Origin of the sequence: Streptomyces bikiniensis, from assembly GCF_000716625.1 — a bacterium.
GTDB classification, from domain to species: domain Bacteria; phylum Actinomycetota; class Actinomycetes; order Streptomycetales; family Streptomycetaceae; genus Streptomyces; species Streptomyces bikiniensis.
In genome coordinates this window covers 13,341-33,029 of record NZ_JNXJ01000006.1, presented here as the reverse complement: position 1 = coordinate 33,029, position 19,689 = coordinate 13,341, and the positions used below count along the sequence as shown (strand labels likewise).

At 72.9% G+C, this 19,689-nt stretch carries 14 protein-coding genes, 1 tRNA gene and 1 pseudogene; 10 read left to right on the top strand and 6 right to left on the bottom strand.

The annotated features are described in order from the left end of the window. Positions 1-137: 137 nt before the first annotated feature. The 10 genes from OO47_RS05425 to OO47_RS05380 all read left to right on the top strand — a co-directional run bounded on the left by OO47_RS05425 (position 138) and on the right by OO47_RS05380 (position 14,577). The gene (locus tag OO47_RS05425; RefSeq protein ID WP_030205951.1) at positions 138-1,697 is read left to right on the top strand and encodes a DUF7059 domain-containing protein; all 1,560 of its coding nucleotides are present in this window, start codon (positions 138-140) and stop codon (positions 1,695-1,697) included. Next, complete coding sequence (locus OO47_RS37630) at positions 1,694-1,963, top strand: hypothetical protein (RefSeq protein WP_051715193.1); 270 nt, start codon at positions 1,694-1,696, stop codon at positions 1,961-1,963. The genes OO47_RS05425 and OO47_RS37630 overlap by 4 nt, the downstream gene beginning before the upstream one ends. A gap of 348 nt (positions 1,964-2,311) precedes the next feature. Next, positions 2,312-2,878: an ABC transporter permease gene (locus OO47_RS05415; RefSeq protein WP_078489486.1), complete on the top strand. Its 567-nt coding sequence runs from the start codon at positions 2,312-2,314 to the stop codon at positions 2,876-2,878. Between the two features lie 324 nt (positions 2,879-3,202). Then, complete coding sequence (locus tag OO47_RS05410; RefSeq protein WP_030205947.1) at positions 3,203-3,400, top strand: hypothetical protein; 198 nt, start codon at positions 3,203-3,205, stop codon at positions 3,398-3,400. 274 nt (positions 3,401-3,674) lie between these two features. After that, the gene (topA, locus tag OO47_RS05405) at positions 3,675-6,533 is read left to right on the top strand and encodes a type I DNA topoisomerase (protein WP_030205944.1); all 2,859 of its coding nucleotides are present in this window, start codon (positions 3,675-3,677) and stop codon (positions 6,531-6,533) included. A 195-nt stretch (positions 6,534-6,728) separates the two neighbouring features. Then, positions 6,729-10,442, top strand: a complete 3,714-nt coding sequence (tmk, locus tag OO47_RS05400; RefSeq protein WP_033208161.1) for a dTMP kinase — start codon at positions 6,729-6,731, stop codon at positions 10,440-10,442. 134 nt (positions 10,443-10,576) lie between these two features. Further along, positions 10,577-11,776: a DNA polymerase III subunit delta' gene (locus OO47_RS05395; protein WP_030205939.1), complete on the top strand. Its 1,200-nt coding sequence runs from the start codon at positions 10,577-10,579 to the stop codon at positions 11,774-11,776. Positions 11,777-12,011: 235 nt separating this feature from the next. Beyond that, a complete protein-coding gene (locus OO47_RS05390) occupies positions 12,012-13,559 on the top strand; it encodes an alpha/beta hydrolase (RefSeq protein WP_030205936.1) in 1,548 nt (515 codons plus the stop codon). 85 nt (positions 13,560-13,644) lie between these two features. Beyond that, positions 13,645-13,718: transfer RNA gene (locus OO47_RS05385), tRNA-Thr, on the top strand. Positions 13,719-14,043: 325 nt separating this feature from the next. Continuing rightward, the gene (locus tag OO47_RS05380; RefSeq protein ID WP_234323085.1) at positions 14,044-14,577 is read left to right on the top strand and encodes a hypothetical protein; all 534 of its coding nucleotides are present in this window, start codon (positions 14,044-14,046) and stop codon (positions 14,575-14,577) included. A gap of 444 nt (positions 14,578-15,021) precedes the next feature. Here the strand turns inward: OO47_RS05380 and OO47_RS05375 are convergent. From OO47_RS05375 to OO47_RS05350, 6 genes and pseudogenes are all read right to left on the bottom strand, one after another. Then, positions 15,022-15,474 (bottom strand): annotated as a pseudogene (locus OO47_RS05375) (tyrosine-type recombinase/integrase); the annotation flags it as partial. 139 nt (positions 15,475-15,613) lie between these two features. Next, entirely contained in the window at positions 15,614-15,985 is a 372-nt protein-coding gene (locus tag OO47_RS05370; RefSeq protein ID WP_030205928.1) for a hypothetical protein, read from the bottom strand. A gap of 10 nt (positions 15,986-15,995) precedes the next feature. Continuing rightward, complete coding sequence (locus OO47_RS05365; protein ID WP_030205926.1) at positions 15,996-16,730, bottom strand: class I SAM-dependent methyltransferase; 735 nt, start codon at positions 16,728-16,730, stop codon at positions 15,996-15,998. A 36-nt stretch (positions 16,731-16,766) separates the two neighbouring features. Next, positions 16,767-17,450, bottom strand: coding sequence for a class I SAM-dependent methyltransferase (locus tag OO47_RS05360; RefSeq protein ID WP_051715191.1), 684 nt, complete (start codon positions 17,448-17,450; stop codon positions 16,767-16,769). Positions 17,451-17,516: 66 nt separating this feature from the next. Next, a complete protein-coding gene (locus OO47_RS05355; protein ID WP_030205921.1) occupies positions 17,517-18,884 on the bottom strand; it encodes a hypothetical protein in 1,368 nt (455 codons plus the stop codon). Next, entirely contained in the window at positions 18,884-19,654 is a 771-nt protein-coding gene (locus OO47_RS05350) for a hypothetical protein (RefSeq protein ID WP_030205918.1), read from the bottom strand. The genes OO47_RS05355 and OO47_RS05350 overlap by 1 nt, the downstream gene beginning before the upstream one ends. Between the last annotated feature and the right edge of the window lie 35 nt (positions 19,655-19,689).

Sequence of the window (19,689 nt, the reverse complement as noted above, 5' to 3'; positions counted from 1 at the left end):
CCGGTGGCGGCCGATGCCGGCGGGTGCCGATGTGGGGGGTCGCCGATGTGGGTGGTCGCCGATGTCGGTGGCCGTCGATACCGGTGGCCGTCGACATCGGTGCCACCGATGTCGGTGGCGGCCGTCACAATGGAGCGGTGAGTACGACCAGCCTGACTTCCCGCCTCCCGGTGCCCGCGCACGCCGCCCGTCTGCGCGAGGCGCTGCTCGCCGCCGACTTCACCGCCGACGGCCTGCTCGACCTGCTCGGCGCCCCCGCCTACGCGGCGCTCGCCCGCAGCGAGACCGTGCCCGCCCTGCGCGCCACCGGCGGCGACGGCCCGCTGGAGACCCTCGTCCGGCTCTTCCTGCTCCAGGAGCCCGTCGAGCACGCGCGGGCCGCCGCCGCGCTCCCGCTGGACGAGGCCGTCGCCGACGGCTGGGTGCTCCGCGAGGACGACACCGTGCGCGCCACCGTCGACGTCCGGCCGTACGGCGGGCCCGACGGCGAGGACTGGTTCATCGTCTCCGACCTGGGCTGCGCCGTCGGCGGTGCGGGCGGCATCGGGAAGGAGGGCCGCCAGGCAGGGGCAGCGGTCGTCCTCGGCGTCGGCGGCGCCTCCACCACCCTCGCCGGCATCACCGTCCGTACGCCGGTCTCCGCCGCGCTCGACCTCGGCACCGGCTCCGGCATCCAGGCCCTGCACGCCGCCCGGCACGCCACCCGGGTCACCGCCACCGACCTCAACCCGCGCGCCCTGGACTTCACCCGGCTCACCCTCGCCCTCTCCGGGGTCCCGGAGGCCGAGCTGGTCACCGGCTCGCTCTTCGAGCCGGTCGGGGACGACACGTACGACCTGATCGTCTCCAACCCGCCGTTCGTGATCTCCCCCGGCGCCGGACTCACCTACCGGGACGGCGGGATGGGCGGCGACGACCTGTGCCGCACGCTCGTGCAGCAGGCGGGCGAGCGGCTCAACGACGGCGGATACGCCCAGTTCCTCGCCAACTGGCAGCACGTGGACGGCGAGGAGTGGCAGGAGCGGCTGCGGTCCTGGGTGCCGCGCGGCTGCGACGCCTGGATCGTGCAGCGGGAGGTCCAGGACGTCACCCAGTACACCGAGCTGTGGCTGCGGGACAGCGGCGACCACCGGGGCGACCCGGCCGCCTACCGGGCCGCGTACGCCCGCTGGCTGGACGAGTTCGAGGCACGCAAGACGCGCGCGGTCGGCTTCGGCTGGATCACGCTCCGGCGGAACGAGGCGGTGGCCTCCGGCGCGGTCGAGCCCTCGATCGTGATCGAGGAGTGGCCGCACCCGGTCGAGCAGCCCCTCGGCCCCACCGTCCTCGCCCACTTCGAGCGCCAGGACTACCTGCGGACCCACGACGACGCGGCCCTCCTCGCCGACCGGTTCGTCCTCGCGCCCGAAGTCGTCCAGGAGCAGGTCGGCCTGCCCGGCGCCGAGGACCCGGAGCACGTCGTGCTCCGGCAGAACCGGGGCATGCGCCGCGCGACCCGGGTCGACCACGTCGGCGCCGGGTTCGCCGGCGTCTGCGACGGCACCCTCAGCGCGGGCCGCATCCTGGACGCCATCGGGCAGCTGATGGGCGAGGACCCGGTCCTGCTGCGCGACCGCACCCCGCAGGCGATCCGGCTCCTCGTCGAGGAGGGCTTCCTGCTGCCCGCGGGGGAGGGAGCCGAGGGGGAGGGCGCTTGATACGGATCGAGCTGGACGAGGCATCGCTCGGGGCGACCAGGATCGCGATCAGCCCGCTGCGCGACGCCTTCTGCGCCATGCACCCGGCGCTGCCGGGACGGCGCCCCTCCCGGCTGTACCAGGAGTGGGTCGTACGGGCGCGCGAGGTGGGGCGGGAGGACGACCGGCTCCGGACGCTGTGGGACCTGCTCGCCGAAGGGCGGCGCGTCGTCTCCGGCTTCCTGCTGCCCGCCCGTTCGGCGCGGTCCAGGTCCACGAGGAGCTGACCGCGCTGCGGGCCACCGACCCCGCGTTCGTCCGCGAGCAGGTGGCCGTCTGCCACCCCGGCATGGCCGACGCGCCTTTCGTACGGCCCTGCCTGGAGGACCCGGAGGCGGCCTGCGCGGCGCTCGCCGACGCGTACGGGCCTACTGGGAGGGCGCGGTCGAACCGTACTGGCCGACCATGCGCCGGCTCGTCGAGGACGAAGTGCTCTTCCGCGCCCGGACGTTCGCGACGGGGGGCGACGCCCTGTCCGCGGGCCTGGAGAGCCGGGCCCGCTGGACGCCGCCCGTGCTCGAACCGACCAAGCACATCGAGGCCGCGTACGCCCCGGGGACCGGCGCCCGGTCCTCGTGCCGCTGGTCTTCGCGGAGGGCTGCCGGCTGTACTCGACGGACGACCCCGAGGTGTGCGCGGTCAGCTTCCGGGCCCGGGGCGCCGCGGCCCTGCGCGAACGGCCCGAGCCCGCCGCCGCCCGGCTCGTGCTCACCGCCGCCGCACTCGTCCTCGGGCTGCCCGTGCCCGCCGGGGCGCTGCCCGGCCTCGCCCTGGTGCTGCTCGTCGCGGCCGGTGCCTGCTCGGCCTTCGGGCTCGCGCTCGGGGCGCTCGGGCTCCGCTTCCGGGACGTGCTCCTGGTGTCGACGAACGTGGCCTCCTCCGGGCTGCTCCTCCTGACCGGCGCCGCCGTGCCCCGGGAGACGCTGCCCGACTGGATGCGGGCGGCCGGCGAACTGCTTCCGCTCACGCACGCGGCGGACGCGGCGCGCGGGCTGACCGCCGGTTCCGGCCCCGACGCCGGCCTGCTCGGCGCGGAGCCGGCGGTGAGCGCGGGCTGGGCGCTGCTCGCGGTCGTCCTCCTCGGCGCCTTCGAGCGGGGCAGCCGACGCCGGGCCACGCTCGACGTGATGGGAGGAACGTGATGTGAGGAAAGGGACGCGAGGGAGGAGACGTGCGGAAAGGGACGCGAGGGAGGAGACGTGAGGAAGGGAAGCGGAGATGAGAAAGAGGGGCGACGTGAGGAAAGTGACGTCCGGAAAGAGAGGTGACATGGGCGACAGGAGAGGGGCAGGTGGGGGAGCGGCAGGACGGAGAAGGAGCGAGGGGGCGGGTCACCACCGGCCGTCCTCGTGAAACCGGCCGGGTGGCCCACGGCGTTCACCCGGAGTTCGCGCCCGCGTCTTCCGGGGGTGCGAACCTCCCCACCGGGAGACGAACACCGCAGGTGAACGGAACGGGGTACGGGCATGGAGAGCGGGCCGGCGATCTTCGCGGGAGCGGCGTTCACGCTGTTCGGAGGCGCGCTGCTGCTGTGGACCACCGTGCGCGCGCTGCACCGCGCACCCGTCGCCCACGGCCTCTCCCCGCGCGCCGCCGTCGCGCTGACGAGCCTCTCCGGCGCCGCCTTCCTCGTCCTCGGCGCCTGGTGCTTCGGGCGCCTCTGACCGCCCCCTCCGGTTCCGCCGCCGCACCCCGGCGCGCACGTTCCGCCCCGCCGGTCCGGGAGTCCGGGCGGCAGGAATGCCAGGACTCGGGTTACCGTTCGAGTGGCCGTTGCGGGCTTTCGCCGTTTGACACGGGGGCGGGTTGTACCGTCACACTCCGCAGCGACGGGAGCGTCACCGTCCGTGCCGCTGCCGTGCGTGGCGGCGCCGTACGTGCCCAGCACGCGCGCCGTACGTGCCCAGAGAGTGCCGAACCGGAGAGAAGAGCGAGAAGTTGTCCCCGACCAGCGAGACCGCACACGGCGGCCGCCGACTCGTCATCGTCGAGTCGCCTGCCAAGGCGAAGACGATCAAGGGCTACCTCGGCCCCGGCTACGTCGTCGAGGCGAGCGTCGGGCACATCCGCGACCTCCCCAGCGGTGCCGCCGAGGTGCCCGAGAAGTACACCGGCGAGGTGCGCCGCCTGGGGGTCGACGTCGAGCACGACTTCCAGCCCGTCTACGTCGTCAACGCCGACAAGAAGGCGCAGGTCAGGAAGCTCAAGGAGCTGCTCGCCGAGTCCGACGAGCTCTACCTCGCCACCGATGAGGACCGCGAGGGCGAGGCCATCGCGTGGCACCTCCAGGAGGTCCTGAAGCCCAAGGTCCCGGTCCACCGGATGGTCTTCCACGAGATCACCAAGGACGCGATCCAGGCCGCCGTCGCCAACCCGCGCGAGCTCAACCAGCGCATGGTCGACGCCCAGGAGACCCGCCGCATCCTCGACCGCCTCTACGGCTACGAGGTCTCGCCGGTCCTGTGGAAGAAGGTCATGCCGAAGCTGTCGGCGGGCCGCGTCCAGTCCGTCGCCACCCGGCTCGTCGTCGAGCGCGAGCGCGAGCGCATCGCCTTCCGCTCCGCCGAGTACTGGGACCTCACCGGCACCTTCTCCACCGGCCGCACGGGTGACGCCTCCGACCCGTCCTCGCTGGTCGCGCGCCTCGCGTCGGTCGACGGGCGGCGCGTCGCGCAGGGCCGCGACTTCGGCCCCGACGGGCAGCTGAAGACCGCGAACGTCCTCCACCTGGACGAGCGGAACGCGCGGACGCTCGCCGCCGCGCTCGCCGACACGGCGTTCTCCGTGCGCTCGGTCGAGTCGAAGCCGTACCGCCGCTCCCCGTACGCCCCCTTCCGCACCACCACCCTCCAGCAGGAGGCGAGCCGCAAGCTGGGCTTCGGTGCGAAGGCGACCATGCAGGTGGCGCAGAAGCTGTACGAGAACGGCTTCATCACCTACATGCGTACGGACTCCACGACCCTCTCCGACACCGCCGTCTCCGCGGCCCGCGCGCAGGTCACGCACCTGTACGGCGCCGACTACCTGCCGGAGAAGCCCCGCGTCTACGCGGGCAAGGTCAAGAACGCGCAGGAGGCGCACGAGGCGATCCGCCCTTCGGGTGATCGTTTCCGCACCCCGGCGGAGACCGGGCTGACCGGCGACCAGTTCAAGCTGTACGAGCTGATCTGGAAGCGGACCGTCGCCTCCCAGATGAAGGACGCGACCGGGAACTCGGTCACCGTCAGGATCGGCGGCCGGTCCTCCGACGGCCGCGACGCCGAGTTCAGCGCCTCCGGCAAGACGATCACCTTCCACGGCTTCATGAAGGCGTACGTGGAGGGGGCCGACGACCCGAACGCCGAGCTCGACGACCGCGAGCGGCGCCTGCCGCAGGTCGCCGAGGGCGACGCGCTGAGCGCCGAGGAGATCACGGCGGACGGCCACGCGACCAAGCCGCCGGCCCGCTACACCGAGGCCTCCCTGGTCAAGGAGCTGGAAGAGCGCGAGATCGGCCGCCCGTCGACGTACGCCTCGATCATCGGCACCATCCTCGACCGCGGCTACGTCTTCAAGAAGGGCACGGCGCTCGTGCCGTCCTTCCTGAGCTTCGCCGTCGTCAACCTCCTGGAGAAGCACTTCGGGCGGCTCGTCGACTACGACTTCACCGCCCGGATGGAGGACGACCTCGACCGCATCGCGCGCGGCGAGGCCCAGGCCGTGCCGTGGCTGAAGCGCTTCTACTTCGGCGAGACGGGGGGCGGGGCCCCCGGCGAGGGCGGCGCGGCGGACGCCGGCAACGGCGACGGCGATCACCTCGGCGGCCTCAAGGAGCTCGTCACCGACCTCGGCGCCATCGACGCGCGCGAGATCTCCTCCTTCCCCGTCGGCAACGGCATCGTGCTCCGCGTCGGCCGCTACGGCCCGTACGTCGAGCGCGGCGAGAAGGACGCCGAGGGCCACCAGCGCGCCGACGTGCCCGACGACCTCGCGCCCGACGAGCTGACCGTCGAGCTGGCCGAGGAGCTGCTCGCCAAGCCGAGCGGCGACTTCGAGCTGGGCACCGACCCGGTCAGCGGCCACCAGATCGTCGCGAAGGACGGCCGATACGGCCCGTACGTCACCGAGATCCTGCCCGAGGGCACCCCGAAGACCGGCAAGAACGCGGTCAAGCCGCGCACCGCCTCGCTCTTCAAGTCGATGTCCCTGGACACGGTGACCCTGGAGGACGCGCTCAAGCTGATGTCCCTGCCCCGGGTCGTCGGCACGGACGCCGAGGGCGTCGAGATCACCGCGCAGAACGGCCGCTACGGCCCGTACCTGAAGAAGGGCACGGACTCGCGGTCGCTCACCGACGAGGAGCAGCTCTTCACGATCACGCTCGACGAGGCCCTCGCGATCTACGCGCAGCCGAAGCAGCGGGGCCGGGCCGCGGCCAAGCCGCCGCTGAAGGAGCTGGGCACCGACCCGGTCAGCGAGAAGCCCGTGGTCGTCAAGGACGGGCGGTTCGGCCCGTACGTGACGGACGGCGAGACGAACGCGACGCTGCGGACCGGCGACAGCGTGGAGACGATCACGCCCGAGCGCGGCTACGAGCTGCTCGCCGAGAAGCGGGCCAAGGGACCGGCGAAGAAGACCGCCAAGAAGGCCCCGGCGAAGAAGACCGCCGCGAAGAAGGCCACCCCCGCCAAGAAGACGGCGGCGAAGAAGACGGCCGCGAAGAAGACGACGGCGAAGAGGACGACGGCGGCCGCGAAGACCGCGGCGGCGAAGAAGACCGCCGCGGCCGAGGAGACGGCGTCGGCGAAGACGGAGTAGTCCCCCGGGGAGATCCGGGACGACCGCGAGGGGCGGGGGCCGACGGCCTCCGCCCCTTCGCCGTCCCCCTCCCGTCCCCTTCGCCGTCCCTCCTGTCCCCCCTCCCGTCCCCTCCTGTCCCCCTCCCGTCACAGCCTCGTCCGGATGTTCGGGCGGAGGCCGCGGGGAGGAAGGCCGTCCGGATAGGGTGGACGGATGACGCGAGCAGAGCAGCCAGACCGTCTCGGCGATTCCGACGCCGCACTCGTCGCGGATTCACGGGAGCGCGCCGTACGCGCCCTCTTGCGCCACCAGCCGCTGCGCCGGCTGTGGAGCGCCCACCTGCTCGGCAGTACCGGCGACGCCCTCGCCCTCCTCGTCCTCGTCCTCCTCGGCTTCCAGGCGGCCGTGACGGAGGACGCGCTCGGGGGCGGCTACCGGGGGGCCGCGTTCGCCGTGGCCGCCGTCGTCGGCGCGCGCCTGCTCGCCTCCGTCCTCTTCGGGGCCGTCCTCCTCGGACCGCTGATCGTCCTCACCGGGCCCGGCGGGAAGCTCGACCGGCGCTGGACCATGATCGGCGCCGACGGCGTGCGGATCGCGCTCCTCGTCATCGCGCCCCTGTGGATCGACTGGACCCCCGGCAGCGCCCTCTGGTACCTGCTCGGCACCGTCTTCGTCACCGGCGCCGCCGAACGCCTCTGGACGATCAGCCGCGAGGGCGCCGCCCCCGCGCTGCTGCCCGCCCCGCCCCTGGAGGGCGCCGCCGTACGGCCGCTGCCCGACCACCTCGGCGCGTTGCGCCGGCTGTCCCAGCGCACCGGCTTCCTCGCCGTCCCGGCCGCCGCCGTCGTCCTGCTCGTCGCCACCCTGGTCGGCGAGCTGCTCGGCCTCGGGCTCGACTGGTTCTCGCTGCACCAGGCCGCCCTGGCCTCGTACGTCGCCGCCGGCCTCTTCGCCGCCTCCGTCACCGTCCTGTACGCGATGGCGCTGCCCGGCGGGACGCCGTCCCGGCCCCGTTCGCCGCTGGAGGGCCTGCGCCGGCCGTCCGCGAAGAGGGTCGGCAACAAGGCCGGCACGGACAAGGCCGGCACGGACAAGGCCGGCACGGACAAGGCCGGAGCGGAGAAGGCAGGCAACAAGGGCGGTGCGGCGGACAAGGGCGGTGCGTCCGAGAAGGCCGGCGGCAAGGGCGGCCCCACGGAGAAGGCCGGCCGCACCGGCATCCTGTCCCTCCTCGTCCTCGCCTGCGCCACCGTCGCCGGAGCGATCGCCGCGGCCGCGTCCGTCGCCGTGCTCCACGCGGACGACCTGGGCGGCGGCCCCGTCGCGTACGCCCTCCTGATCCTGGCCCTCAGCGGCGCCACCGCCGTCGGCATCCGTACCGCGGGCTCCGTGCTCCCCGTCCTGTCCCGGCGCCGGCTGCTCGCCCTCGCGATCACCGTCACCGGGGTCGCCCTGATCGCCGCGGGCCTGGTCCCGGACACGGCGACCGTCCTCTTCCTCTCCGTCCTCGCCGGATACGCGGCCGGGGTCGCGGCCAACACCGGCCACGTCCTGATCGACCAGGAGACCGAGGAGCCCCGCCGGGCCCGGACCACCGACCACCTCCAGGCCACCGCCCGCTTCGCGATGGGCGTCGGCGCGCTCGCCGCCCCGCTGCTCGCCGCCGCGATCGGGCCGCACCGGCTCGCCTCCGGCAGCTCCGTCCTGGAGCACGGCGGCGCCGCCTTCACGCTCGCCCTCACCGGCGCCCTGCTGCTCCCGGTCGCCGCGCTCGTCCTCGCCAAGACCGACGACCGGGCGGGCGTCCCGCTCCGGCGCGACCTGCGCGACGCGCTGCGCGGTTCCGACCCGGCCCAGGCGCCGTCCCCGACCGGCTTCTTCATCGCCCTGGAGGGCGGCGACGGCGCCGGGAAGTCCACCCAGGTCCAGGCGCTCGCCGACTGGATCCGCGCCAAGGGCCACGAGGTCGTCGTCACCCGTGAGCCCGGCGCCACCCCGATCGGCAAGCGGCTCCGCTCGATCCTCCTCGACGTGTCGTCGGCGGGGCTCTCGAACCGCGCCGAGGCCCTCCTGTACGCGGCCGACCGCGCCGAGCACGTCGACTCCCTGGTCCGGCCGGCCCTGGAGCGGGGCGCGATCGTCCTCTCCGACCGGTACATCGACTCGTCCGTCGCCTACCAGGGCGCGGGCCGCGACCTGTCCCCGACCGAGATCGCCCGCATCTCGCGCTGGGCGACCGACGGCCTCGTCCCGCACCTGACCGTCGTGCTCGACGTCTCCCCGGAGACCGCGCGGGAACGGTTCACCGAGGCGCCCGACCGGCTGGAGTCCGAGCCGCCGGAGTTCCACGCGCGCGTACGGGCCGGTTTCCTGGCCCTCGCCGCCGCCGACCCCAGCCGCTACCTCGTCGTCGACGCCGGCCAGGAGCCGGAGGCCGTCACCACCGTCGTCCGCCACCGGCTCGACCGGATGCTGCCGCTCTCCGAGGCCGAGGTGAAGGCCGCCGAGGAGGCCCGCCGGAAGGCCGAGGAGGAGGTGCGGCGCAGGGCCGAGGAGGAGGCCGCCCGCAAGGCCGAGGAGGAGCGCCTGGAGCGCGAGCGCCAGGCGCAGCTCGCCAAGCTGCGCGCCGAGGAGGAGGAGCGCAAGCGGCGCGAGGAGGAAGAGGCGCGCCGCCTGGAGGCCGAACGGCAGGCGGAGGAGGCCCGGCGGAAGGCCGAGGAGGAGCGGATCGCCGCCGAGCGCGCCGCCGAGGAGGAGCGCAAGCGCCTCGCGGCCGAGAAGAAGGCCCGCGAGGAAGAGGAGGAGCGGCTCCGCAAGGAGGCCGAGGAGGAGGCCCGGCTGCGGGCCGAGGCCGAGGCGCGCCGCCTGGAGAAGCAGCGCAAGGCCGAGGAGGCCCTGCTCCGCGCCGAGGAGGCCCGCCGCGCCGCCGAGGCCGCTGCCGCCGCGAAGGCCGCGGAGGAGGCCGCGGCGAAGGCGGCCGCAGAGAGGCTGGCGGCCGAGGCCGCCGCGAAGGCCGCGGCCGAGCGTGCCGCCGCCGAACGCGCCGCGGCGGAGCAGGCGGCGGCCCAGCGGGCGGCCGAGGCGAAGGAGGCCCGCGAGCGGACCGCCCGCGAGCAGGCGGCCCGGGAGAAGGCCGCGGCGGAGCGGGCGGCGGCCGACGCCGAGGCAGCCGCCGAGCGGGAGGCCCGCGCGAAGGCGGCGGAGGCGGCCGAGCGGGCGGAGCGTAAGAAGGCCGAGGCCGCCGCGCGGGCCGCGGCGGAACGCGCCGCCCGCGCCGCCGAGGTCTCGGCGAACGAGGTCACCGTGCCGACGCCGGTCGTGAAGCCGGACGGGGCGCGCCCCGCCGAGCAGGACGCCCCGACCGTCTCGCCCGACGAGGTCACCGTGGCCACGCCGGTCGTGCGCCTCGACGCGGAGCCCCGGCCGGAGGCGGAGACCGCCGTCCTGCCGCAGGTCCGTGACGAGCGGGATGCGGACGAGACGGCGGTGCTTCCGCAGGTCCGCGAGGAGCGGGACGCGGACGAGACGGCGGTGCTTCCGCAGGTCCGCGAGGAGCGGGGTGCGGACGAGACGGCCGTGCTGCCTCCCGTACGAGGACCCCGGGAAGGCCGGGAGGACCGGGAGGTTCGGGAAGGCCGTGCGGGCCGGGACCCCCGGGCGTCCGGTCGTCCCGCCGCTGCCGCCGACCGGCTGCCGAAGGACTTCTTCCGCGACGAGCGGGCGGGCGGCTCCGGCGGCGCGTCCCGGGAGGAGCCGTACGGGGCGAACGACCGCACCCGGGAGCTGCCCCAGCTCGACGAGAACGGCCGGCCGCGCCATCGCTCCGACTGGGCCGAGGAGACCCCGCTGGACGACCTGCCGACGCTGGCGGACGAGCTGTTCGGCCCGCACGAGGACGAGGACGAGGAGCCCCGGCGCCGCCGCTGACGCCGCTCGACCCCTCTGACCGTCCGACCGCTCCTTTCCGGCCGGGAACCTTCGGGCTCCCGGCCGGAGGGCTTCGCGCGGGGGCTGTCAGAGGACTGCCCCACAATGGAGGGCGTACCTGAGGAGGGGCAGACATGGCCGTATGGGACGACCTGGTCGGACAGAGCCAGGTCGAGGAGCAGCTCGCCGCCGCCGCGCGCGACGCCGACGCGTTCGTGACCGCCCACGAGACGGGCGGGCCCGTTCCCGAGGCCTCGAAGATGACCCACGCCTGGCTCTTCACCGGCCCGCCGGGGGCCGGCCGGGTCGACGCCGCGCGGGCCTTCGCGGCGGCCCTCCAGTGCGTGAGCCCCGACCGCGCGCTCGGCGGGGCGCCGGGCTGCGGCTTCTGCACCGGCTGCCACACGACCCTGATCGGCACCCACGCCGACCTCACCACGGTCTCCGCCGTCGGTACGCAGATCCTCGTCGGCGACATGCGCGACACCGTCCGCAAGTCCTTCACCGCACCTGCGAACGGGCGCTGGCAGGTCATCCTGGTCACCGACGCCGAGCGGCTCAACGAGCGGTCGGGCAACGCCGTCCTGAAGGCCGTGGAGGAGCCCGCCCCCCGCACCGTCTGGCTGCTCTGCGCCCCCTCCCTGGACGACGTGCTGCCCACGATCCGCTCCCGCTGCCGCCACCTGAACCTGCGGACCCCTCCCGTGGAGGCCGTGGCCGACGTGCTCGTACGGCGCGACGGCATCGACCCCGGGATCGCGATGGCCGCCGCCCGCGCCGGGCAGGGACACGTCCACCGGGCCCGCCGGCTCGCCACCGACGAGCGGGCCCGCGCGCGCCGCGCCGTCGTCCTCAAGCTGCCGGCGCGGGTCGCGGACATCGGCGGCTGCTTCAAGGCCGCCCAGGAGCTGGTCGACGCGGCCGCCGAGGACGCGAAGCAGGTCGCGGAGGAGATCGACACCAAGGAGACCGAGGAGCTGAAGGCGGCGCTCGGGGCGGCGCAGGGCGGGCGGATGCCACGCGGCACGGCCGGGATGATGAAGGAGCTGGAGGAGAAGCAGAAGCGGCGCGGCCGCCGGACCCAGCTCGACAGCCTGGGCCTCGCCCTCACCGACCTGACCGGCTTCTACCGGGACGTGCTCGCCCTCCAGCTCCGCTCCCGCACGCCCCTGACGAACGAGGACGTACGGGACTCCCTGGAGGCGATCGCCCGCGCCACCACTCCCGAGCTGACCCTCCGCCGCATCGAGGCCGTCCTCGCCTGCCGCGAGGCCCTCGACCGCAACGTGGCACCGCTGCTCGCGGTGGAGGCGATGGCGATGGCACTGCGGTAGCGGGCGCCGGCGGCGGAGCGGCCGGGGACGGCGGCTCCTGCACGTCCCGGGGGCGGCCCGCACACGTCCCGGGAGTAGCCCGTACATGCCCCGAGGGCGGCCCGCGCACGTCCCGGGAGTGGCCCGTACATGCCCCGGGGGCGGCCCTGCACGTCCCGGGGGCGGACCGTAAACGCCCCGTACACGGTTCGACACGATTGGACACGTTCCGTACCGGTCCGGATACGCTCCGGGGATGGACTCCAGGCGCTTGCTCCGTACGACCGCCGTGGCCCTCGCCTCGGCCGGGCTCATCCTCTCCGGCTGTTCGGGCGGGAGCGACGCCGCCGCGCCCCGCACGACGGCCCAGGGCCAGCCGGCGCCCTCCGCCGCGCCCGAGGCGCTGAAGGAGTTCTACGCCCAGAAGCCGAAGTGGCGCGACTGCGGGGTGGAGGGCTTCCAGTGCGCGACCCTGCGGGCCCCGCTCGACTACGCGAAGCCGGACGGGGAGGAGATCGAGCTGGCGGTCTCCCGGGTGCGGGCCACGGGCCCGGGGAAGCGGATCGGTTCGCTCCTGGTCAACCCCGGCGGGCCCGGCGGCTCCGCCGTCGGCTACCTCCAGGCGTACGCGGGCATCGGCTACCCGGCCCCCGTCCGCGCCCGGTACGACATGGTGGCGGTCGATCCGCGCGGGGTCGCCCGCAGCGAGCCGGTCGAGTGCCTGACGGGCCCGCAGATGGACGCGTACACGCAGGTCGACCAGACCCCCGACGACGCGGCCGAGACCGACGCGCTCGGCGCGGCCTTCAAGGACTTCGCGGCCGGCTGCGCGAAGCGCTCGGAGAAGATCCTGCCGCACGTCTCCACGGTGGAGGCGGCCCGCGACATGGACGTGCTGCGGGCGGTCCTCGGCGACGAGCGGCTCACCTACGTGGGGGCGTCGTACGGCACCTTCCTCGGCGCGACCTACGCGGAGCTGTTCCCCGACCGGGTCGGACGGCTCGTCCTCGACGGGGCGATGGACCCCTCGCTCCCCGCGATCGACCTCAACCGCGACCAGACCGCCGGCTTCGAGACGGCCTTCCGGGCCTTCGCCGCCGACTGCGTCGGCAAGCCGGACTGCCCGCTGGGTACGGAGTCGGTCCCGGCGGCCGGGGAGGCGCTGAAGAGGTTCTTCCGCGAGGTGGACGCCGAGCCGCTGCCCACGGGGGAGAGCCGGAAGCTCGGCGAGTCCCTCGCCACCACGGGCGTGATCGCGGCGATGTACGACGAGGGGGCCTGGCCCCAGCTGCGCGAGGCCCTCGCGCGGGCGATGGACGGCGAGGGCGCGGGCCTCCTGGCCCTCGCGGACAGCTACTACGAGCGCGAGCCCAACGGCGAGTACGCCAACCTCATGGCCGCGAACGCCGCCGTGAACTGCCTCGACCTGCCGGCCGCCTACCGGAGCCCCGCCGACGCGGCGAAGGCCGTCCCGTCCTTCGAGAAGGCCTCCCCGGTCTTCGGCAGGGGCCTCGCCTGGGCGGCCCTCAACTGCACCTACTGGCCCTCCCCGGCCACCGGCCGCCCCCACCGCATCACCGCGGAGGGCGCCGACCCGATCCTGGTCGTCGGCACCACCCGCGACCCGGCGACCCCGTACAAGTGGGCCGAGTCCCTCGCCGCCCAGCTCTCCTCCGGCACCCTCCTGACCTACGAGGGCGACGGCCACACCGCCTACGGCCGCGGCAGCGACTGCGTCGACACGGCGATCAACACCTACCTCCTCGAAGGCACCCCTCCCCGGGACGGAAAGCGCTGCTCGTAGGCCCTCTCCGGGGGTGGTCGGAGCACCCCCGGAAACTGTGTAGACTTGGCGACGCCGCTGCACCCACTATGGGACCGCTCGGCTTGCCGCCTTAGCTCAGTTGGCCAGAGCAACGCACTCGTAATGCGTAGGTCTCGGGTTCGAATCCCGAAGGCGGCTCAGAGAAAGACCAGGTCAGACAATGTCTGACCTGGTCTTTTCTGTTGCCTGAGTATGGGCCGGGCGGCCGCCTGGGGTGGCGCAGGTTTGCTTGCGTGAGCGCTGTGTGAGCGGAGGGGTGGATTAGGGCCCCGGGGAGGGCGTCGCATCGTGGAGGCCACGGCGGAGTCGGCGGCCTGAACGGAATGGCCAACCTGCCCCTCGATGACCTGGCGCACCGCCTCCTATGATCATTTCACCGCGTTGACATGGCCTAGGGGGGAACATGCCGTCACGTTCATCCGCGAGCAGAAGCCAACGTCTCGCCTTCCTCGTACCACTCGCCATGCTGACACTCACCGCATGCACCTCAACGCTTCCCGATATGGCGGGTCGCGAGTTGCAGGCCGCCCAGGACGACGCCCAAGAGGCCGGGTTTAACAACCTCACGTCCGAGGACGCACTCGGTCAGGGGCGAGCACAGGTCTGGGATCGGAACTGGGTGGTCTGCGACCAGGACCCCCGACCGGGGGAGGCGGACCCTGACGAGCTCGTCACTTTCACCGTGGTGAAAACGGACGAGCAGTGCCCTGCCGGCACCCCCGGTTTCAGGATTCGTCCGGGCGACCAGATGCCGGACCTCGTCGGCATGAACCTGTTCGATGCGGGAGAAGTGCTCGTCCTCGTCAACGGAGTCGAAGACGTGGATGCCACAGGCAAGGGGCGCAGCACCCTGGCCCAGTCGCGTGACTGGAAGGTCTGCTCGCACGAGCCGGCAGCAGGAGAAGTGATCGAGCAAGTGATCTCGCAGATCGGTGAGCCGGTGGAAGATCCCGCCGTCACCCTGCACGCCGTGAAGTCGGACGAGAACTGCCCGTAGGCGCGCTTCCAAGAGCAATTCGTGAGCGGTCTAGGGGAAGAGGCACCGTCTCAGACTTGGAGGGCTGGGCATGACGTGGCCCCCTGCGTGACCTCTATCGGCAGTAGGTGACCGCTACGGCTGCCGCAGCAGTTACCAGCGGTCATAGCTGGGCCTTTCCGCTCCCATTCGGGCTTGCTCCGATCGAAAAGTGAAAGTCATGTGCTCCCTGGCACACGCCCCACGCAGGATGGGCTTTGGGGCACAGCGGAGTCGTGCGCAATCGGAGGGGCGGCGTGGCTAAGCTGACAGAGGAAGAGCGTCAGCGGCGGGCGGCTGCAAGGGCAAGGAAGAAGGCGCTTGAGGCCGAGGAGCAAGACCGGCGGGACACTGCGCGACGCGAGCTGTGGGCTCGAGAAGGAACGCGTTTGACCTGGGCGGAGTTCGAGGCCGGCGAGCCCTGCCGAGGCACTCGAAGAGGTCGGTGACCTTGCCCGGGTGGAGCCAGGAGCTGTCCTCCTGGGTGAAGACGAGCCCGGTATTCACCCACGCCGAGCCCCACTCCACGCGGTCGGCTTCCTGCCGCTCGCGGTGCCGCTTCAGGACGTCAACCGTGTCGTCATCCAGGGCCACGACGCGGAAGCCGCTGTCGGTCTTCGGCTCGGACGCCTCAACCTCCCAACCGTCTTGAACGAGCTGGCCGGTCACGGTGAGGGAGTGCCGGTCGAGGTTGGTCTCCGACCACGGCTGCCCGCACGCCTCGCCTCGCCGCAGGCCGCGGAAGGCGATCAGATACCACATCGCGTACAGCCGATCCTCGGCGACAAAGTCGAGGAAGGCAGCGGTCTGCTCCGGCGTCCAGACCATCACGGGGGACGGCTTATCACCGGTCTGCTCCCACTTGGAGACCCGCTCGTCCATTGTCAGCGGAGCCATACGTGCGCCGTCGGATCTGGTGACCTCGCGGGAAGGGGGTTTGGCGTGCGCTGACCCGCCCCTGACACAGGGCCATTGCCGTGGGGGAGCGGCGTAACTCGTCCGTGTCCGGGGCGGGGGTCTAACGGCGGCGCAGGAGCCGGCCTTGGCCGCGGTGTTTGCCTGTTCGCCGCGGGGTGGGTGGTTCGGCGGCTGGGGGCTCGTCCTGCGACGGGGCGCCAGCCGACGTGTCGCCGAGGAGGAGGGACTCCCAGACCAGCTCGTGGAGCGTGCCGATGCACGGACCGCAGGCGTACATCGGCGCCTGGGCACCGGCGACGGTAGCCGGGCCGATCCAGAGAACGCGCGTCCACCTCCGTCCGCAGTAGAGCCAGCAGAAGCCGTCGACCCACGTGTTGGCATCGTCCGTGGTCGCCGGGGCCGGGCGACCGCCGCGGGCGAAGTCGGCGATGCCGGGGATCACCCGGTGTCCCAAGGCGAGTTCCGTGAGCACGTCAGGCTGCCTACTTGGTCGCGATGACGTAGACACTCGCCCACTGCCGTTTCGGGTTGGCCATGCTCGGGTCGAAGGTCCAGGGCTCGACGGTGGCGAAGCCGGCCTCGGTGAACAGCTGGCTGAGCTTCTCGAAGTCGTAGGCCCAGTAGTGGGGGTTGTACGTGGGGTCGTCGTCCTGGTCGCGGAAGACGTAGTTGATCAGGTCGAGGTAGGTGTTGATGTCTTTGCGGCAGTCCCGCTTGGCGTACCAGCGGGCGATCATCTCCTCGGCCTGTTCCGGGCCGGCCGGGTACTGCCCGAGCACGAACGCCGCGTCCGGCACCCCGGTGATGAGACGGCCGCCGGGCATGAGCACGCGGAACGCCTCGCGGGCGTAGGTCTTGGCGGAGCGGGGGTAGTCGATGTGCTCCAGGAAGTGCTCCGAGAAGATCTCCTGGGTGCTCTCGTCGGCGAGCGGCAGACCCTCGCGTACGTCCCACAGGAGGTCGGCCGGCGGGACGATGTCGATGTTGAAGAAGCCGTCGATGCGGTGACCGCCACCGCCGATTTGCACCTTGGCGGGGCCGGGCTGGAGGACGCCGTCGGGCAGGCCGACGAGGCTGGCTCGGTGGTGACGGTGCAGCTCGGCCTCCTTGACGGCCGCCCTGAGCGTGCGGGCGAGACCGTGCGTGGTCGCTGGGGAGGCGAGGGCGCGGTCGAGCTGGTCGAGGAGGGACGCAATCTGGGCGTCGTGCGTGGCCATCGTGTCTCGCTTCCTGGGTCGCCGTTGGTGGGTGGTTCAGGTGCTTCGGGTGCCGAGCTGCTCGATCCGCCACAGCCCCAGACCGTTGCCCGGGTGGTGTCGCCCGTTGTCGGTGAAGTCGGTGTTGAAGTGCTCGATAGGCGGCGGGAGGTGGAAAGGGGCCGCCTGGAGGTTGAGCGGGCGCCAGTGGCCGTCCGTGGTGTCGCGGTTCTCCGCCAGGTCGGCGTAGGTGGTGGCGAGGAGGTAGGTGGAGCCGCTGGCGGCGATGCGGGCGAGGAACGCCAGGACCTCGTGGTGGGTGAGGTGGACCATGCAGTCGCGGGTGAGGACGAGATCCGCGGCCGGGATCTCGTCGCGGCTGAGGTCGGCCTGCTGGAAGGACATCCGCTCGCTGCCGTACCGCTTCTGGTTCAGCTCGACGAGGTCAGGAACGACGTCCAGGCCGACGTACGCGTCCAGCCGGTCGAAGCCGTTGACGTGGCGGATCCAGTTGACGTCTCCGCAGCCGGCATCCGTGATCGTACGGATCGGGTACCGCGCCAGGACGGATGCGAGGGCGCCGCGGACCGCTTCGGTCTGCCGCAGTTCGGATCCGGGCCCGGAGAACGACTCCGGCGATCCCCAGTGGTTGGTGCGGAAGACCTCGGTGAAGATCGTCTCGGCGGTCTGCGCGGGCGCCGGCCAGGTGGGGGTGGGACGTGCGTGCTCGTGGGGCGACATGCCTCTCCACTTCGGCGGGTTGAGGGGGACAGGGGGCGGGCGATCTGCCGTGCGGGCCGACCCTGATCAGCGGCTGTTGTTGCGCATGAGCGTGTACTTGATGTCCACCAGGCGCGGGGCGATGGTCAGCGCGAGTTCCTCGGTGGGGTGGAGTCGCCCGTGGTCGTCCCGCTCGGCCCGCCAGACGCGGTAGTCGAGATCGGGGTACGCGGGGTTGATGCCGATCTCGCCCTTGGGGATCGTGCCGTTGAAGGGCGCGATGATGTCCATGTGGTTCCAGTAGTTCCACGCCTGGAGCGCCTTGTGCTGGTCGTAGTAGAAGTAGAAGTCCGGGTACCGGCCGAAGGTGCGGAGCTCTCGGTGGATGAGGTGGCCGAGGAGCGGTCCGAGCTGGGTGGAGAGGCCGTCGAACTCCCAGCGGGTGCGGTGCCAGGCTTCGGGGACCTGGCCGGGGGTGAAGAGTCGGGCCGCGACGAGGTGGCTGATCCGCTCGGTCAGGTAGGCGCGGGCGTGGCGCGCGTCGAGGCTCGGGTCGATGCGGGCCAGGAGCGTGGACAGGCCGGTGGGCGAGGGCCGGAACCGCGCGAGGTCGAACTTGCCGGCCATGTCCGGGAAGGACGCGAACAGCATGTCCTTGTAGAGCCAGTTGTTGAACTCGCCGTGCTCGGCCCGCTCGCGGGTGTCGTTCGTGGTGGAGTGCAGCATCAGGTACTCGGCCAGGGCCTCGAAGTACACGTAGCCGAGGATCGGTAAGCGCGGGATCGTCTCGTCCAGGAGCCGGAGGAAGTTCTCCGGCGAGACCGTGGCGCCCTGGTGGGCGACGGCAGCCGCCAGGGCGAGGAAGGCCGCGGAGTTCTTGATCCGGCTGACGATCGTCTCGCGCAGCTGGTGGCGTTCGGTCTTGGAGAGCAGGTACTCCAGGCGGCTGTAGATCTGCAGGTGGATCGAGCCGAGACGGAGGTAGTCCACGCCGGCCAGGCCCCGGTACGCCTGCGGCGGGAGGGAGACCTCGAAGATCAGCGGGGTCGGCTCCCGCCTCGGCACCCCGGCCTTCGCCACGAAGGCCGGGGCCTCCTTGGTCAGGATGTACTCACCGAGGTTGTGCATGCGTAAGCCGCGCTCGGAGGCCGTGAGCGGCGCGCAGTAGACGCTGCCGACCAGGCAGCCCCCGGAGGGGTACAGCGCGCCGTGCTCGCTGATCTGCTCCAGGGCGTGCGTGACGTGGAGCAGGTGGAGCTTGTCGCCCGTCCCCAGGGCCCGGAACATCGCGTTGTCCCGCATGAGCCGGCCGTTGGGCGTGTCGGCCAGGCGCTTGTCCCAGGCCGCGGCCTGCGCGGCGAGCGGGTCCTGGCTGTCGGCGGGGCTGGGGATGAGCGTGGTGTCGAAGAAGGAGTGGGCGTCGGCCCACTGCTCGTAGGCGTCGAGGAAGTCCATCAGCCGATCAGCTCCATGATCGCCAGGCTGCTGAGAACGGCTTCCGCGCTGTCAGCCCCGGCCAGCCACGCGGACTCGGACCGGACGACGAGCTCGAAGGCGGTGGTGCGCAGATCGGCGAACGCCTCGGCCCGGACGCGGGCCGGGTCGGGCCACCAGGTGAGCTTGGGCAGGCGGTAGCGGTCCAGGGCGTCGGCGGCCTTGAGGAGGTCGGTGATCGTCCTGGCGCGGGCGTGGTCGGCGTGGTCGTCCGGCGAGAAGTGTTCGTACGGCAGGTCGTGGAGCCGGACCGCCGTGCCGGCGGCGGTGACGCGGCTGGGCGTCGGGGTGAGGCCGAAGCGGTCCCAGACGGTGTCGGCGTTCTCCGTGAGCCAGATGGCGGCGCGGGCGCCGTGGCCGGTGTCGTCCTTGTCGTGGAGCCGGCGGCAGTCGTGCACGGCCGCGGCCAGGATGAGCGTGGCGGTGTCCTCCTCGCCGAGACCGGTGGCCTCGGCGAGGAGGGCGGCCATGGCGGCGGTCCGTACGGCGTGCCGGATGCCGTGGAGCGAGTCGTGGCACCTGGCCTCGGCCAGCCAGTCTGCGGGCAGGGCCGCGCGGGTCACGAGCTGCCGCGAGCTCGGTCGCAGGGTGGGAGGAGGCGGGTTGTCGGGGAGCTCCGGCCGGTTGGCGGCGATCCAGCGGACGGTGGCGGGATCGGTGTACTGGTGGTGCGGAAGCTGCTTGCGCGCGGCCAGCTCGACCAGACTGTCGGCCGGCAGGGTCGTGCTCATCGGGCCCACCCCCTCATGGTGGTCTGCGACAGCGG

Excerpts from the sequence above, each read along its gene's own strand:
- OO47_RS05360 (WP_051715191.1), bottom strand. The coding sequence starts at position 17,450 with ATGTCGCCCCACGAGCACGCACGTCCCACCCCCACCTGGCCGGCGCCC.
- OO47_RS05390 (WP_030205936.1), top strand. The coding sequence starts at position 12,012 with ATGGACTCCAGGCGCTTGCTCCGTACGACCGCCGTGGCCCTCGCCTCG.
- OO47_RS05355 (WP_030205921.1), bottom strand. The coding sequence starts at position 18,884 with ATGGACTTCCTCGACGCCTACGAGCAGTGGGCCGACGCCCACTCCTTC.
- tmk (WP_033208161.1), top strand. The coding sequence starts at position 6,729 with ATGACGCGAGCAGAGCAGCCAGACCGTCTCGGCGATTCCGACGCCGCA.
- OO47_RS05350 (WP_030205918.1), bottom strand. The coding sequence starts at position 19,654 with ATGAGCACGACCCTGCCGGCCGACAGTCTGGTCGAGCTGGCCGCGCGC.
- OO47_RS05365 (WP_030205926.1), bottom strand. The coding sequence starts at position 16,730 with ATGGCCACGCACGACGCCCAGATTGCGTCCCTCCTCGACCAGCTCGAC.
- OO47_RS05395 (WP_030205939.1), top strand. The coding sequence starts at position 10,577 with ATGGCCGTATGGGACGACCTGGTCGGACAGAGCCAGGTCGAGGAGCAG.
- OO47_RS05380 (WP_234323085.1), top strand. The coding sequence starts at position 14,044 with ATGCTGACACTCACCGCATGCACCTCAACGCTTCCCGATATGGCGGGT.
- OO47_RS05410 (WP_030205947.1), top strand. The coding sequence starts at position 3,203 with ATGGAGAGCGGGCCGGCGATCTTCGCGGGAGCGGCGTTCACGCTGTTC.